18 protein-coding genes are annotated in these 13,922 nt (G+C 35.5%); 4 read left to right on the top strand and 14 right to left on the bottom strand.

Features of this window, described 5'->3' with window-relative positions; all coding sequences use genetic code 11:
* Positions 1 to 2 precede the first annotated feature (2 nt).
* The 7 genes from hisG to rpmJ form a co-directional block, all read right to left on the bottom strand.
* Positions 3 to 896 (bottom strand): ATP phosphoribosyltransferase, encoded by an 894-nt coding sequence (gene hisG / locus CHELV3228_RS01275; RefSeq protein WP_082199179.1) that lies wholly within the window; start codon positions 894 to 896, stop codon positions 3 to 5.
* Between the two features lie 137 nt (positions 897 to 1,033).
* Positions 1,034 to 1,387, bottom strand: coding sequence for a 50S ribosomal protein L17 (gene rplQ, locus CHELV3228_RS01270; RefSeq protein ID WP_082199178.1), 354 nt, complete (start codon positions 1,385 to 1,387; stop codon positions 1,034 to 1,036).
* Between the two features lie 3 nt (positions 1,388 to 1,390).
* On the bottom strand, positions 1,391 to 2,392 hold the full coding sequence (locus CHELV3228_RS01265; protein WP_082199177.1) for a DNA-directed RNA polymerase subunit alpha: 1,002 nt from the start codon (positions 2,390 to 2,392) through the stop codon (positions 1,391 to 1,393).
* A gap of 12 nt (positions 2,393 to 2,404) precedes the next feature.
* Positions 2,405 to 3,031: a 30S ribosomal protein S4 gene (gene rpsD, locus CHELV3228_RS01260; protein ID WP_082199176.1), complete on the bottom strand. Its 627-nt coding sequence runs from the start codon at positions 3,029 to 3,031 to the stop codon at positions 2,405 to 2,407.
* Between the two features lie 21 nt (positions 3,032 to 3,052).
* Positions 3,053 to 3,445 (bottom strand): 30S ribosomal protein S11, encoded by a 393-nt coding sequence (rpsK, locus tag CHELV3228_RS01255; RefSeq protein ID WP_082199175.1) that lies wholly within the window; start codon positions 3,443 to 3,445, stop codon positions 3,053 to 3,055.
* Positions 3,446 to 3,454: 9 nt separating this feature from the next.
* Positions 3,455 to 3,820, bottom strand: a complete 366-nt coding sequence (gene rpsM / locus CHELV3228_RS01250; protein WP_002824953.1) for a 30S ribosomal protein S13 — start codon at positions 3,818 to 3,820, stop codon at positions 3,455 to 3,457.
* A 2-nt stretch (positions 3,821 to 3,822) separates the two neighbouring features.
* Positions 3,823 to 3,936, bottom strand: a complete 114-nt coding sequence (gene rpmJ, locus CHELV3228_RS01245; protein WP_002781429.1) for a 50S ribosomal protein L36 — start codon at positions 3,934 to 3,936, stop codon at positions 3,823 to 3,825.
* 274 nt (positions 3,937 to 4,210) lie between these two features.
* Between rpmJ and CHELV3228_RS01240 the strand changes: the two genes are divergently transcribed.
* Together CHELV3228_RS01240 and CHELV3228_RS01235 are read left to right on the top strand one after the other, a co-directional pair.
* The gene (locus CHELV3228_RS01240; protein ID WP_082199174.1) at positions 4,211 to 4,990 is read left to right on the top strand and encodes a sulfite exporter TauE/SafE family protein; all 780 of its coding nucleotides are present in this window, start codon (positions 4,211 to 4,213) and stop codon (positions 4,988 to 4,990) included.
* Between the two features lie 25 nt (positions 4,991 to 5,015).
* Positions 5,016 to 5,849 carry a YihY/virulence factor BrkB family protein gene (locus tag CHELV3228_RS01235; protein WP_082199173.1) on the top strand — a complete coding sequence of 278 codons (834 nt, stop codon included), beginning with the start codon at positions 5,016 to 5,018 and terminating at the stop codon, positions 5,847 to 5,849.
* Here CHELV3228_RS01235 and CHELV3228_RS01230 read toward each other — a convergent pair.
* The 4 genes from CHELV3228_RS01230 to CHELV3228_RS01215 are packed head-to-tail and all read right to left on the bottom strand — an operon-like array spanning position 5,766 to position 9,681.
* Positions 5,766 to 7,019 carry a ComEC/Rec2 family competence protein gene (locus CHELV3228_RS01230; protein WP_082199172.1) on the bottom strand — a complete coding sequence of 418 codons (1,254 nt, stop codon included), beginning with the start codon at positions 7,017 to 7,019 and terminating at the stop codon, positions 5,766 to 5,768. The genes CHELV3228_RS01235 and CHELV3228_RS01230 overlap by 84 nt on opposite strands.
* Complete coding sequence (locus CHELV3228_RS01225) at positions 7,019 to 7,576, bottom strand: DedA family protein (protein WP_082199171.1); 558 nt, start codon at positions 7,574 to 7,576, stop codon at positions 7,019 to 7,021. Before CHELV3228_RS01225 ends, CHELV3228_RS01230 begins: the two co-directional genes overlap by 1 nt.
* A gap of 7 nt (positions 7,577 to 7,583) precedes the next feature.
* A complete protein-coding gene (gene rny, locus CHELV3228_RS01220) occupies positions 7,584 to 9,134 on the bottom strand; it encodes a ribonuclease Y (protein ID WP_082199170.1) in 1,551 nt (516 codons plus the stop codon).
* Positions 9,070 to 9,681 (bottom strand): 5-formyltetrahydrofolate cyclo-ligase, encoded by a 612-nt coding sequence (locus CHELV3228_RS01215; RefSeq protein WP_082199169.1) that lies wholly within the window; start codon positions 9,679 to 9,681, stop codon positions 9,070 to 9,072. The genes rny and CHELV3228_RS01215 overlap by 65 nt, the downstream gene beginning before the upstream one ends.
* A gap of 71 nt (positions 9,682 to 9,752) precedes the next feature.
* Between CHELV3228_RS01215 and CHELV3228_RS01210 the strand changes: the two genes are divergently transcribed.
* Together CHELV3228_RS01210 and ftsY are read left to right on the top strand one after the other, a co-directional pair.
* Positions 9,753 to 10,298 (top strand): TlpA family protein disulfide reductase, encoded by a 546-nt coding sequence (locus tag CHELV3228_RS01210; protein ID WP_082199168.1) that lies wholly within the window; start codon positions 9,753 to 9,755, stop codon positions 10,296 to 10,298.
* Positions 10,298 to 11,161 (top strand): signal recognition particle-docking protein FtsY, encoded by an 864-nt coding sequence (gene ftsY, locus CHELV3228_RS01205; RefSeq protein WP_082199167.1) that lies wholly within the window; start codon positions 10,298 to 10,300, stop codon positions 11,159 to 11,161. The genes CHELV3228_RS01210 and ftsY overlap by 1 nt, the downstream gene beginning before the upstream one ends.
* 75 nt (positions 11,162 to 11,236) lie before the next feature.
* Here the strand turns inward: ftsY and CHELV3228_RS01200 are convergent, their stop codons facing one another.
* From CHELV3228_RS01200 to CHELV3228_RS01190, 3 genes are read right to left on the bottom strand one after another with little or no spacing between them, the layout of a single operon-like run.
* Entirely contained in the window at positions 11,237 to 12,589 is a 1,353-nt protein-coding gene (locus CHELV3228_RS01200; protein ID WP_082199166.1) for a short-chain fatty acid transporter, read from the bottom strand.
* Positions 12,589 to 13,230: a 3-oxoacid CoA-transferase subunit B gene (locus tag CHELV3228_RS01195; protein ID WP_082199165.1), complete on the bottom strand. Its 642-nt coding sequence runs from the start codon at positions 13,228 to 13,230 to the stop codon at positions 12,589 to 12,591. Before CHELV3228_RS01195 ends, CHELV3228_RS01200 begins: the two co-directional genes overlap by 1 nt.
* A 3-nt stretch (positions 13,231 to 13,233) precedes the next feature.
* Positions 13,234 to 13,920, bottom strand: a complete 687-nt coding sequence (locus tag CHELV3228_RS01190; protein ID WP_082199164.1) for a CoA transferase subunit A — start codon at positions 13,918 to 13,920, stop codon at positions 13,234 to 13,236.
* Positions 13,921 to 13,922 lie beyond the last annotated feature (2 nt).

The following is a 13,922-nucleotide window of genomic DNA, read 5'->3' as shown; positions in this document are numbered from 1 at the left end:
TCCTACCTCAACATCTTTTCAATCGGCAAAACCAAAATCGAACTTGCCCCCTCATCTTTCAAAGCCTCCATCGTCTCCCAAAATAAATTTTCCTTACTCACCATATGCAAGGCAACATTTTTATCATCGTGAGAAAGTGGGATTATCGTTGGCTTTTCCATACCTGGCAATAAATTTTGTATAGCCTCAAGCTTTTCTTTTGGAGCGTGAAGCATAATGTATTTACTCTCTCTTGCTTGTATCACGCCCTCCATACGAAGTAAAATTTTATCGACTAAATTTTGACAAGTATGATTTAGCGAGGCATTTTTTTGTATTAAACAAGCTCTTGATTCATACACCACCTTAACCTCTTTTAATCCATTAGCCTGTAAAGTCGCACCACTTGAAACCAAATCACAAATCGCGTCAGCTAAATTCGCACGAGGTGCTACTTCAACCGAACCTGTAAGCATACAATTTTTATAATTTACACCCTGTTCTTTCATAAATCTCTTTAAAAGTTGCGGATAAGAAGTGGCAATTCTAAGCCCCTCAAAATCTTTAATATCTTTATAGTCCTTATCTTGTGGCAAAGCCAAAGACAAACGACAATATCCAAAATCTAATTTTTTTAACAACTTAAATCCCACACCCTCATTTTGCGCTTCCCGCTCAAGAGCGTGTTCCTCTAAAACATTTTCCCCTATAATGCCTAAATCCACCACTCCGTCAAAAACAAGTCCGGGAATATCATCATCACGCACCCTTAAAATATCTAAAGCCAAATTTGTAGAACAAACAATCAAACTTTGCTCGTGTATGTGCATTTTAACCCCACATTCTCGTAAAAGAGTTAAAGAATCTTTTGAAAGTCTGCCTGATTTTTGTATAGCGATACGAAGACGCTCTTGCATAATTTTCCTTAGTCAATGAAATTAATTTAATTTTAACGAAAATAATTGAATTTTTGGCAAGGTTTAAAAAAACATAGGAAAAGTTTAAAAATGAGAGAAAAAATTTAAAATCAATTTAGTGGAAAAATCCACTAAATTTAAGCTACAAACTCGATGAAAGCCATTTCAGCCGCATCACCACGACGAATTCTTGTTTTGATGATTCTAGTGTAACCACCTTTTCTATCTTTAAATTGCGGAGCAATTTCATTAACAAGTTTGTTTGTCGCATATTTATCTTGCAAAGAAGCAAAAACGGCTCTATGTGCGTTAAAATCACCCTCTCTAGCTCTAGTTATCAGTCTTTCAACATAACCTCTTAACTCTTTAGCTTTAGGCAAGGTTGTTTCGATTTTGCCACTATTAACAAGAGCTATGGTTAAATTCTTTAACAAAGCTGCGCGATGCGATGAAGTTCTACCAAGTTTTCTATATCCGTGTTTATGTCTCATTATTTATCCTTTGAGTTCTTCAATTTTTTTCTTAAGCAAATCTTTATTATCACTCAATTTAGAAGTGCCAACTGCAAAGCCTATGCTCTCCATAACACTCTTAATTTCATCTAAAGATTTCTTACCTAAATTTTTAAGTCCAGCTAGTTCATTTACACTCATAAGAGCCAACTCACCTATATAAACAACTCCAGCTTTTTCAAGACAATTATAGCTTCTAGCACTCAAATTTAAATCCGTAATGTTTTGAAGAAGCTTAGTATTTTCAAGCTCGTTGTTACTCGCTTGTGTTTTAATCATACTTCTAACATTAGTAATTTTATCAAACACGCTTAATTGCTTATACATCGCCTCCAAAGCATTTTGAAAAGCTTCATTTGGAGTGATTTGCCCGTCTGTTGTGATGGTTAAAACCACCTTTTCATAATCAGGATTATCTTCAAATAATACCTTTTCTATATCATAAGTCGCCTCTCTTATAGGGGTGAAAAAAGCATCAAGAGCTATAAATTTGTCATCATTTAAAAGCTCTTTAATCTCCTCGCTTGGCACATAGCCTATCCCTTTTTCTATAATAAGCGTAAATTTAAGCTCAGCGTCCTCATTGATAGTAGCTAAATAAGCGTCCTCATTGACAACACTCACTTGCTCATTGTCCAAATCTCTGCCGTGAATTTCCTTTGGTCCCTTAAAATAAAATTCAACAACTTCTTTATCACTATCGCTTTTAAGCTTAAAGCGAAGTTTTTTAAGATTAATGATAAAAAGTGCGACATCCTCAAGCATACCACGCATACTATCAAATTCGTGCGCAACACCATCAATGTGAATAGCTGTAGGCGCATAACCTACCGTGCTAGTATAAAGCAAACGGCGTAGAGGGTGTGCCAAAGTAATGCCATAGCCTATTTCAAAAGGCCAAGCGCTAATCTTAGCACTTGTATCACTCAAACTTTCTATGGTAAATTCAGTCGGTGTATAAGCAGATGTTGTTATATGTCTCATATCTGCCCCTTCTTACTTAGAATAAAGCTCAACAATAAATCTTTCCTCAACAGGAATGATTACCTCTTCTCTTTCTGGTTTTCTTGTGAAAATTCCATATCTCTTATCTTTTTCCACATCAACCCAAGCCACTATACCTGTTTGAGCCGTTAAATCAATCGCTCTTGAAATTTGAGGGTTATTTTTACTTTTTTCCGCAATTTCAATCTTAGCTCCCGCCTCAACTCTAAAACTTGGGATATCCACCCTTCTGCCATTAACTAAAATATGTCCGTGTGTTACAAGTTGTCTTGCAAAACGGCGTGTTGTTGCAAAGCCCATTCTATAAACGACATTATCAAGTCTTTGCTCTAAAAGTTGGATAAGTAAAACCCCTGTATTGCCATCTTTTCTAGCCGCTTCGGCAAAAAGCCTTCTAAACTGCTTTTCACTCACACCATACATAAATTTTGCTTTTTGCTTTTCTCTTAATTGAAGTCCATACTCGCTTATTTTGCCTCTTCTTGCTCCGTGCTGACCCGGTGCATAAGGACGCTTATCAAGCGCACTCTTACCCGCTAATCTTCTCTCGCCCTTTAATGCAAGGCTTACTCCAAAGCGTCTTTCTAATTTCTCTACTGGTCCTCTATATCTTGCCATATTATTCTCCTAAATTTATTCTTAGACGCGGCGGCGTTTAGGTGGTCTGCAGCCATTGTGAGCTAGTGGAGTAATGTCTTTTAAGAAAATAACTTTTATACCCTCCATAGCACCTACGCTTTTAACAGCAGTTTCTCTACCACTTCCCGGTCCTTGCACTTTAATGCCCACTTCTTTAATGCCGTGTTCTTTTGCCTTAGTTAAAGCACTTTCTACGGCTTGTTGTGCTGCGTAAGGAGTTGATTTTTTAGAACCTTTAAAGCCTAATCCTCCCGCACTCGCCCAAGCGATAGCATTTCCCATCTCATCAGTAACAGTAACCATAGTATTATTAAAAGTCGCACTGATATAAACGATGCCTTTGGCTATATTTTTCTTTACGATTTTTTTCTTTACGATTTTTCTTTTTGCCATTCTCTATCCTTATGATTTCGCGCCTACGGTTTTTCTCTTGCCTTTGCGTGTTCTAGCATTAGTTTTTGTTTTTTGCCCACGCACAGGAAGACCTTTTCTATGTCTTAAGCCTCTAAAACTTCCCAAATCCATCAAAGCCTTGATATCCATAGCTACTTGTTTTCTCAAATCCCCTTCAACCATATAGTTTTCTTGGATTTCTTTACGGATAGCTGCTGCCTCATCTTCACTTAACTCATGTACCCTTTTATCATAAGAAATTCCTGTTTTATCCAGAATCTTTCTTGAAGTGAAAAGCCCTATACCATAAATGTATGTCAAACCATACTCAACCCTCTTTTTCTTTGGTAAATCAACACCTGCAATACGAGCCATATTTATCCTTGTCTTTGTTTATGTTTTGGATTTTCGCAAATAATGCGAACAACGCCCTTACGGCGCACCACCTTGCACTTGTCGCACATCTTCTTAACGGAAGGTCTAACTTTCATCGTCAAGCTCCTTAAATAAATTCGCATTTTATTTCCTGTGAGCGAGGCTTAAGCCAACTATTTTCAAAACAAATGCCAAATTTTGAAAATACTTTTTTTGCAAAGTGACTCACAAAAATGCGAATTATACTTAAATAGAACTTTAATTTTGCTTAGTTTAAGTTTCCCTTTTACGCTGTATAAATTTTCACACTAAGCTTTGAGGTAATCCTACAAATTTAAAGACTATTTTAATTGCTTTTTTGTAAAATCCTCATTTTATAAAAGGATGGTGATGGATTTAACAGATTTGCCCTATTTTTTAGTGGGGATAATTTCTGGCATAGCTTCTGGGCTTTTTGGCATAGGTGGAGGAATGATAATTGTCCCAACTATGCTTTCTTTAGGCGTTAGCTCACATCACGCAGTGGCAATTTCTGTTGTGCAGATGATTTTCGCGGCACTTTTTGGCTCTTATCTTAATCATAAAAAGAAAAATCTTGATTTTAAAGATGGCATTTATATAGGACTTGGCGGACTTTTTGGGGCAAGTTTTAGCGGAATTTTAGTCAGTCATCTTAGTGATATTGCCCTAACGGCGATATTTTTATGTGTAAGTTTTGCTTTCTTTCTAAAATATGCCCTTGGGGTTAAAAACACAACACATCACGCAAAAAGAAGTCAATTTTCTAAAAATTTCATTTTGTTTGCCGCTGGAACTTTTACGGGAATTTTTGCCATATCTTTAGGTATAGGTGGAGGACTTTTAATCGCCCCTATTTTGGCTTATTTTCTAGGGTATGATAGCAAAAAAGTCGTGCCTATTTCTCTCTTTTTTGTTGTATTTGCTTCCTTTGCTGGACTTCTTTCTTTCATCAATGCAAACATCATCAATTTTGAACTCGCACAAAAAGGTTTTATCGTAGGTATAGCCTCGATGATAGGCGTTTTTATGGGGATTAAAATCATAGAAAAAATGCAAATTTCTTCACATTTTAAAATTTTACTTCTTGTTTATGCCACCTCGATAGCGATGACAGCTTACTCTTTAATGAAAAAACTTGGCTGGTTTTAACTAAATTTTGCTAATAAGGATTTAAATGAAGCGTATTTTCAAACTTTTGCTAACTTTAAGAGATAGAGAAATTTTAAATTATTCCGCAGCTCTTAGCTTTTATTCCATTCTTTCACTCATTCCTATTTTATTTGTCTGTTTTTCTGTCTTTACGCAAATTCCAAGCTTTGAGGCGCATTATGAAAAAGCAAAAAGCGTGATTTTCACCTTTTTAATCCCCGCACAGCAGGACTTAGTCGCTGGATATTTAGACACCTTTTTAAAAAATAGTGTAAATTTAGGCATAATGGGACTTATCGCTATGGCTTTTACTTCGCTTGCTTTCTTTTCGGGTTATGATTTTGTAGCAAATCGCATCAGTCAAAGTGAGCCAAAAGGACTTTGGGCGAGCATTAGCTCTTATTGGACACTACTTACTCTTGTGCCACTTGGGCTAGGACTTAGTTTTTACATTTCTTCTTTTATCCAGCAAACTTTAGATGATTATCACATAGGTTTTAATTTTTTTGAAATTTTACCCTTTGTTATCATTTGGGCTTTATTTTTTATCTCATATTCAAGTTCATTGCATCAAGTAAGTCTTAAAAATCTTGCCCTTACTTCCTTTTGTGCGGGGGCTATTTGGTATATAGGTAAAAATTTATTTGTCTATTATATAGTGTATAATAAAACTTATGCCAGTGTTTATGGCTCATTTTCGACCATACTTTTCTTTTTTATTTGGATTTATATTTCTTGGGTGATTTATCTTTTTGGACTTAAAATTTGCTTTTTTTTAAATGAAAATGAAGGGGATAAGATTAAGCAAAATGCAAAAAAACGCCAAAGCTCTAAAACGAATTCCAAGCAAACTAAATAAAAGATAAGTGCAAAAAGCCCAAAAAGGCACAATACAATTTGTGGAATGGAACTTAAAAGCGAAAAAACTAAGCAGCACTTCATCTAACACAAAACCTAAATTTATGAGATGTAGAAATAAAACCAAAGGATAAAAAAGCACAAAAATAAGACTTAAAAAGATAGCCAAAAACTGCTGATAAGAAATAAGCGGGAAAAAATAAAGCACAGGGATAATCATCATCAAAAAAGTCCAAACATTGACCAAAACAAGATTCACAAAAGTGCTAAAGAATTTTGCAAAATGATGTAAATATAAAAAAATATAAAAAACCCCCAAAACAGAAAAGAAAAATCCCACACTAAAAAGCAAATTTGGATAAAGACTAATGCAGATTAAAACACATAAAAATAAGTTAAAAAAGCTCAAAATTTTAATATTTTTAATGAGTAAATAAAACCCAAAAAGTGCCATCACCAAAGAACGCGTAAAGCTCGGCACAAAGCCTATCAAATACGCATAAGCAAAAAGCAAGATAAAAATAAAAATGCTCAAATCAAATCTTAAATTGCGGTAGGGAAAATAACGCTTTTGAAAAAAGCTATAAAGTGGAGCTAGAAGAAAGAAGATTAAACTAAACAAAAGTCCAATATGATAACCACTAATAGCAATTAAATGCGCGATACCATAATGATTCACATCATTTCTTAATTCTTTTGAAATACTCTTAGCAAAAAATAAAGCCCCGTAAAATTCCTGCATTTTTTCATTTTTATGCTGATTTAAAAAATAGCTTATAATAGCGTTTTCTTTAGGTTTAGATAGGATTTCAAAATCATAACTTGGAGCATAGAAACTTTTAGCAAGATAGTCCTTAAAATTGACATCTTCATTAATAATTTTTAAACTTAAAAGCTCATTTTTACTTAAATTTAAATCCTTATAAGTGGTCGTGTAAAAATTAAAATCCCTCGCCTTTAGTTTTAAAACAAAATATTTTTTGCCATTTTTCTTAAATTTCGCATAAATATTTTCAAGCTTTGCTTCTTTAATGAAAAAGTGTTTTTGCTCTTTAAAGTTTAAAAATTTTTGATATTCTAAAGTTACATTAAAAAGAAAGATAAGCCCACAAGCTAAGATTAAAAAAAGAAATTCTTTTAAAGATGTCAAAAAAGAATTTCTAAGAAGCATTATTTTTTAGAAAAACGCACGAGATAAAACCAAATAAGTGCAACTAAAACCACTAAAAATAAAGGCGTAGCGTAACTATAACGCCCAAATTCCTCAAAGATTTTTTCGACTAAATATCCAAAACTAAAAGCCACATAGCCTAAAATTCCAGCCCAAAGCAAACTTGCTAAAGTATTAACGATAAGAAATTTTTTAAAATCATACTTCGCAAGAGCTGCAGCTATGGGGATAAAGGTTTTTAAACCATAAACAAATTTTTGAATAAAGAGTAAGGTTGTGCCGTATTGCTTCATTTTAAGCATAGCAAGAGCAAGTTTGCGGCGATGTTTTTTAAAATAAGGCATTAAGTCTTTTTTGCCATATTTTCCCATCATATAAAGCAAGGTCGAGCCTAAAGTATTCGCAACAAAAGCAACCAAAATACACCATTGAAGCTCCATTTTACCAAGTGAGCTTAAAACTCCAGCCGCTAAAATTCCTACCATTCCCCCTCCCAGAGAATAAACAAATAAAATCACATAACCATAACGCAAAAGCGTATCAATCATATCTTGCATAAATGTCCTATTTAGCGTATTCTACAGCTCTTAATTCGCGTATGACATTAACTTTAATTTCGCCCGGATATTGCATTTTCTCTTGTATCTCAGCAGCAATTTCTTTTGCTAAAAGTGTCGCTTCATCGTCATTAACAAGCTTTGCATTTGCAATCACCCTAATCTCACGCCCAGCATTAATCGCATAAGCGTTTTTAATGCCTTCTTTACTCTTAGCAATGTCCTCAAGCTCATTTACCCTCTTTAAAAAAGCTTCTAAAACTTCGCGTCTAGCACCAGGTCTTGCCGCACTTAGCGTATCAGCCGTGCAAACGGCGGCACATTCTATACTTAAAGCATCTTCGTGTCCGTGGTGTGCGTAAATAGCGTTAATCACCGCTGGATGTTCTTTATAACGCTTACAAAGCTCCGCCCCTAAATCCACATGAGAGCCTTCAAAATCGTGAGTTAAAGCCTTGCCTATATCGTGTAAAATTCCCGCCCTTCTTGCTAAAGTCTCATCGCCTCCACACTCAGCCGCAATAATACCCGCCAAATGTGCAACCTCCAAAGAATGCGCAAGGGCGTTTTGTCCATAACTTGCGCGGTATTTGAGCTTACCGATGAGCTTGGCGATTTCAGGATGCATTTTGCCAAGCCCCAAATCCATAATGATAGTTTGTCCCTCTTCCAAAATACTATTTTCAAATTCTTTACAAACTTTTTCATAAATTTCTTCAATGCGTGCAGGTTGTATGCGTCCATCTTCGACCAAAAGTTCAATCACCTTAGTCGCAATGGCACGGCGGTAGAGATTAAAACAACTCACTATAATAGCACCCGGGGTATCATCAATGATAATATCCACCCCTAAAACCATTTCAAGAGTTTTAACATTACGCCCCTCTTTGCCGATAATCCTACCCTTTAACTCATCGCTTTTAATGTTAATAACATTAATAAGTCTTTCCGCAGCAAATTCCCCAGCAAAACGCGAAGTCGCTTGAGCGATGATATAATTTGCCTTTCTCTTTGCCTCACTTTTCGCTTCCTCTTCATATTTACGCACGATGTGAGCGATTTCAGCACGTGAGCTTTCCTCAACCTTTTTTAAAAGTAAATTTTTAGCCTCATTTTGCGTTAAACCAGCAGAATGCTCAAGCACCCTTAAAGTCTCATCAAGCTTATCTTGATAAAGCTTTTTAAGCTTTAAACTATCATCGCGTAAGTCTTGCATTTCTCTTTTATTTTTAGCAATCTCTTCTTCTTGCACACGCACCTGTTCTTCATAGCGTGAAAGTTTTTGCTCTTTTTTATGTAGCTCATCAAGCTTATGGTTAAAATCTTTTTGATTCTTATGTGCTTTTTCCTCGTAACGCTTTTTTGCTTCAAGTTCGGCATTTAAAACGGAATTTTTCGCATCTTTTAAAACAAGCTCGGCTTCGTATTCTATGGCTTTTGCCTTTGCTTTTGCTTGTGTGATAAAAATTTCGTGTTTGGCGTCATTGATTTTCTTAGCGACTAAATACCCAAGTCCCACACCGATTAAAACGGCGATAAATGCGGTTAATGCTATCATTTTTTAAATCTCTCTTAAAATATTTTCTATAAGGGCTTAGATAAAAATTTGCACTCATATCATATTCTTGTGTTATTTTTTTTTCACTCAAAGCTGTGATACTTTGCACAAAAACGACCAAAGGCTTATGTTTTAAATTTGCGAAAAATCTGTCATAAAAACCCTCGCCGTGTCCTATTCTTTTCATATCTTTATCTATGCCTATCACAGGCACAAAAGCCACATCAAGCGTGGTATCAAAAAAAGAATTATTTGGCTCTAAAACCCCAAACCTTTTTTTAAAAAAAGGTAGCCTTAATTTTACAATCTTTAAACTTTTATCTTGCATAAATGGAGCAAAAAGTTTGCAATTTTGACTCAAAATTCTACGAAAACGCACCAAATTTGGTTCATAAGATAGTGGCAAAAAAATCAGCACATTTTTCGCCTTATAAAAACGGATAATTCTAAGACATTCTTTAAAGATAAAATAATCATTTTTATAGTGCAATTTAGCATTTTGTTTTAATCTTTTTTTTTGAACTTGCCTAAAAAGTTCTTTTTGCATACAAATCCTTTATTTACTCTTACTTGGTTATAATTTTAGCATTTTACAACAAAAGGAAAGTTTGAAATTTAATGCAAAAGATACTTTTAACGCTCATTTTACTTTTATTTTTCACAGCGTGTAGTAGTGAAGAAAAAGAAGCTAAAGATTTAAATTCTACAACTGAAGCAAGTTTTACTCAGGGAGAAAATTATAATTTTGACTTAAGCTTAAATGATGGCACCACGCTTTTTATCCAAGTCAAAGATGGGAAAATGCAGTTTGATACACAAGATAAGGCTACGCTTTTTATCTTTTTTACAACTTGGTGTAAGCCTTGCATTTCTCAAGTGCCACATTTAAATAAATTAAAAGAAAAATATCAAGACCAGCTCCAAATCATAAGCATTTTGCTTGAAGATAAAAGTCCTGAAGACTTAGCAGCTTTTAACGCACAAAATAATTTGCATTATAAAATAGCTAGTGGAGAAGGAAACTATCTCTTTGCAAAAGCCTTAGGCGGAATCAATGGAATTCCTACGATGTTTTTATACGCAAAAGATGGAAAATTATTTAAACATTACTTAGGAGTTGTGCCTGTGGAAATGCTTGAAATCGACATTTTAGAGGCGATATAATGCTAAATTTTTTTAAAAAAAGCCTAGCAAAAACTTTAGAAAACATCACAAAAACAAAAGCAAACAACAAGATTTCTAAAGATTTGCTAGAAGAAATTTTGCTTGAAGCGGATGTAAGTTATGACATAGTTGAGGAAATAATTTACTATCTACCGCCGAGCGAAGAGGTTAAAAAAGATGATTTAAAACGCGTTATGGGGGCATATTTTCTTTATGAAAAACCTGAATTTAGCACACAAAAACCTTTTGTAGAGCTTATCTTAGGCGTTAATGGAGCAGGTAAAACCACAAGCATAGCTAAACTTGCAAATTTATATAAAAAACAAAATCAAAAAGTCATTTTAGGAGCTTGCGATACTTTTCGTGCAGGGGCAATTGAACAGCTTCGTTTATGGGCTGAAAAAATCAATGTTGAAATCGTCCTTTCAAATCAAGGACACGACCCATCAGCCGTAGCTTTTGATACCATTTCAAAGGCTAAAGCAAGGGACTTTGATAGGGTTATACTCGATACGGCTGGAAGATTGCAAAATCAAAAAAATTTAGCCAATGAATTAGAAAAAATCGTAAGAATTTGCTCTAAAGCTATGGATGGTGCTCCGCATAAAAAAATCCTCGTGCTTGACGGCACACAAGGTAATGCGGGGATTTTACAAGCAAAAGCTTTCAATGAGCTAGTAAAACTTGATGGGGTTATCATCACAAAACTTGATGGCACAGCAAAGGGAGGCGCACTTTTTAGCATAGCTAGAGAGCTTGAACTGCCTATTTTTTATGTGGGTGTGGGAGAAAAAATGGACGATTTATATGAATTTGACGCAAATGCCTACTTAGACACACTTTTAGAGCCTATGTTTGAATAGCCACATCTACATCAACCTAATAAACTAAAAAATTCCAAAATAACCTAGTTTAATAAGTGAGTTTCAACCCACCTATTAAACCAAAAATAAAAATCCAAGACTAATTACCAAACCTGTAAAAAGAAGAGTGATGACACAATAGCCCATAATATCTTTCGCACCAAGTCCCGCAATAGCAAGAGCAGGTAAAGCCCAAAAAGGCTGAATCATATTAGTCCAAGCATCTCCCCAAGCAATAGCCATAGAAGTTACCGCAGGACTTATACCAAGCTCTAGTCCAGCAGGTATCATAATCGGCGCTTGCACAGCCCACTGCCCTCCGCCTGATGGCACAAAAATATTAACAAAACCTGCACTCCAAAAAGCAAAAAGTGCAAAAGTATTAGAATTTGAAATACTGATAAAAAAATGCGATAACACACTTGCCAAACTCTGCTCCCCACCAGCGACCATCATACCGATAATTCCCGCATAAAAAGGAAATTGCAGTAAAATTCCTGCCGCATTTTTAGCAGCAGTATTGATAGCTTTGATATACAAGGCAGGTTTTTTGTGTAATAAAATTCCCAAAAATAGAAAAATCATATTTAAAACATTTAAATCTAAATCCCCACCCTTAGCAAAATGCGACACGATATAAACAAAACCCAAAGTAGAAATAGCAACACTAACTAAAAAACTATTTTCAAGCCAGACGGCTAAACTTTTATCCTTGCTATGATTGATAATCTTTAAGTCTTTATTTTCTCGCTCTAAAAGCCTTTTGTCAATTTCTAAAGTGTTCTCTTTAGTTGGGTGGATAAAGGCAAGTAAAAAAGGTAAGCATAAAACAATAATAGCGATGATGGTAAGATTAAAGCTTGAAAATATCGTCATAGAGCTAGGGATACTCTCACTCAAAATTCCCGCTGTGCTTTTCGATAAAGCTTCGCCTCCACTCGATAAGGTCAGCGGTATAGAGCCTGAAAGTCCGCCGTGCCACACCACAAAACCAGAATAAGCCGCCGCAATGAGCAAACGATAATCCACACCCCTAACTTTTTTTGCAATTTCCTTTGCAAAAATCGCCGATATAACCAGTCCAAATCCCCAATTTATAAGATTAGCCACAAGCCCAAGAAAACTTACCATCAAAATCGCACTAAAATAACCCTTAGGTATATCAGCAAGTCTTTGCAAAAAAGTGGATATGATTTTCGCACTTGCTAGGGCTTGCCCTAAAACTAACACTAAAGCCATTTGCATAGAAAAAGCAAGTAAATTCCAAGCACCATTACCCCAGTTTTGCACGATTTGCAAAGGCTCTTGACTTGTAAAACCCAACACCGATAAAAAAACAAAAAGCGTCAAAACAACCACTAAAACAAAAGAATCAGGAAGCCATTTTGACGCTAAATTGACACAAATTTGAGTAAAGGATTTTAACATTAAACACCTCCTAGCCTGACTTTAAATTCCGCTTCGGTTTTAGCTTGTAATTCTTCCAAACTAACCCCTTGCATTAATTCCACCAAAAACATTTCATTATTTTCAAATTCAAAAACTCCAAGCTCTGTAATGAGTTTATGAACCACAGCTTTTCCCGTCAAAGGTAAGCCGCATTTCTTCTTTACCTTACTTTCTCCGTGTTTATTCGTATGCTCCATAACCACCACTATACTTTTAGCACCGCTTACTAAATCCATAGCCCCACCCATTCCTTTGACAAGTTTGCCCGGTATCATATAGTTAGCCAAATCTCCACTTTGAGACACTTCCATTCCTCCCAAAATCGCCAAGTCAATATGCCCACCGCGTATCATTGCAAAGCTCTCAGCACTATCAAAAAAGCTAGCGCCCTTGACTGCCGTAACAGTTTCCTTGCCCGCATTAATCAAATCTGCATCCACTTGCTCCTTAGTGGGATAAGCACCTATACCCAAAAGCCCATTTTCCGACTGCAAAAAGACCTTTAAATTTAGCTTTTCTATCTCATCGGCGATAAGCGTAGGAATACCTATACCAAGATTAATATACATTCCATTTTGAATTTCTCTAGCTGCTCGTTTAACTATAAGTTCTTTTGACATCTTTTATCCTTTTGTGATGATTTTTTCTATGCGCTTTTCATAATTTTCGCCACAATAGACAAAATCGACATAAATTCCGCTCAAATGGACACTATCAGACTCGATTTCATCGACGATTTCTTCCACTTCTGCTAGGGTAATTTTGCCCGCCATCGCACAAAGAGGGTTAAAATTTCTCGCCGTTTTATTGAAGATAAGATTTCCAAATCTATCTGCCTTTTGCGCCTTAACCAAAGCAAAATCCCCCTTAATCGCTTTTTCTAAAATATAAGTTTTCCCCTCAAATTCCTTATGCTCTTTACCTTCTGCGACCAAAGTCCCCACACCCGTTTGCGTATAAAAGCCCGCTATACCAGCTCCCCCTGCTCGAAGCTGCTCGGCTAATGTGCCTTGGGGTGTAAGGATAACTTCAATTTCACCGTTGATAAATTGCTGCTCGAAAGTTTTATTCTCCCCCACATAAGAAGCGATGATTTTTTTAATTTGCTTGTTTTGAAGCAAAATTCCCAAGCCAAAATCATCTACGCCACAATTATTACTCACTATGGTTAAATTTTTAACCCCAAGTTCTTTAATTTTTGCAATGGCATACTCAGGTATCCCACATAAACCAAAACCCCCAACCAAAAGCGTTACGCCGTCTTTTATGTCTTTAAAAGCAAGATCTAAATTTGTAATTATTTTATTCATTT

The sequence above is a fragment of the Campylobacter helveticus genome, assembly GCF_002080395.1.
GTDB lineage: Bacteria > Campylobacterota > Campylobacteria > Campylobacterales > Campylobacteraceae > Campylobacter_D > Campylobacter_D helveticus.
Note: the sequence above shows the minus strand (reverse complement) of the source record. Positions and strands in the feature narration are given on the sequence as shown.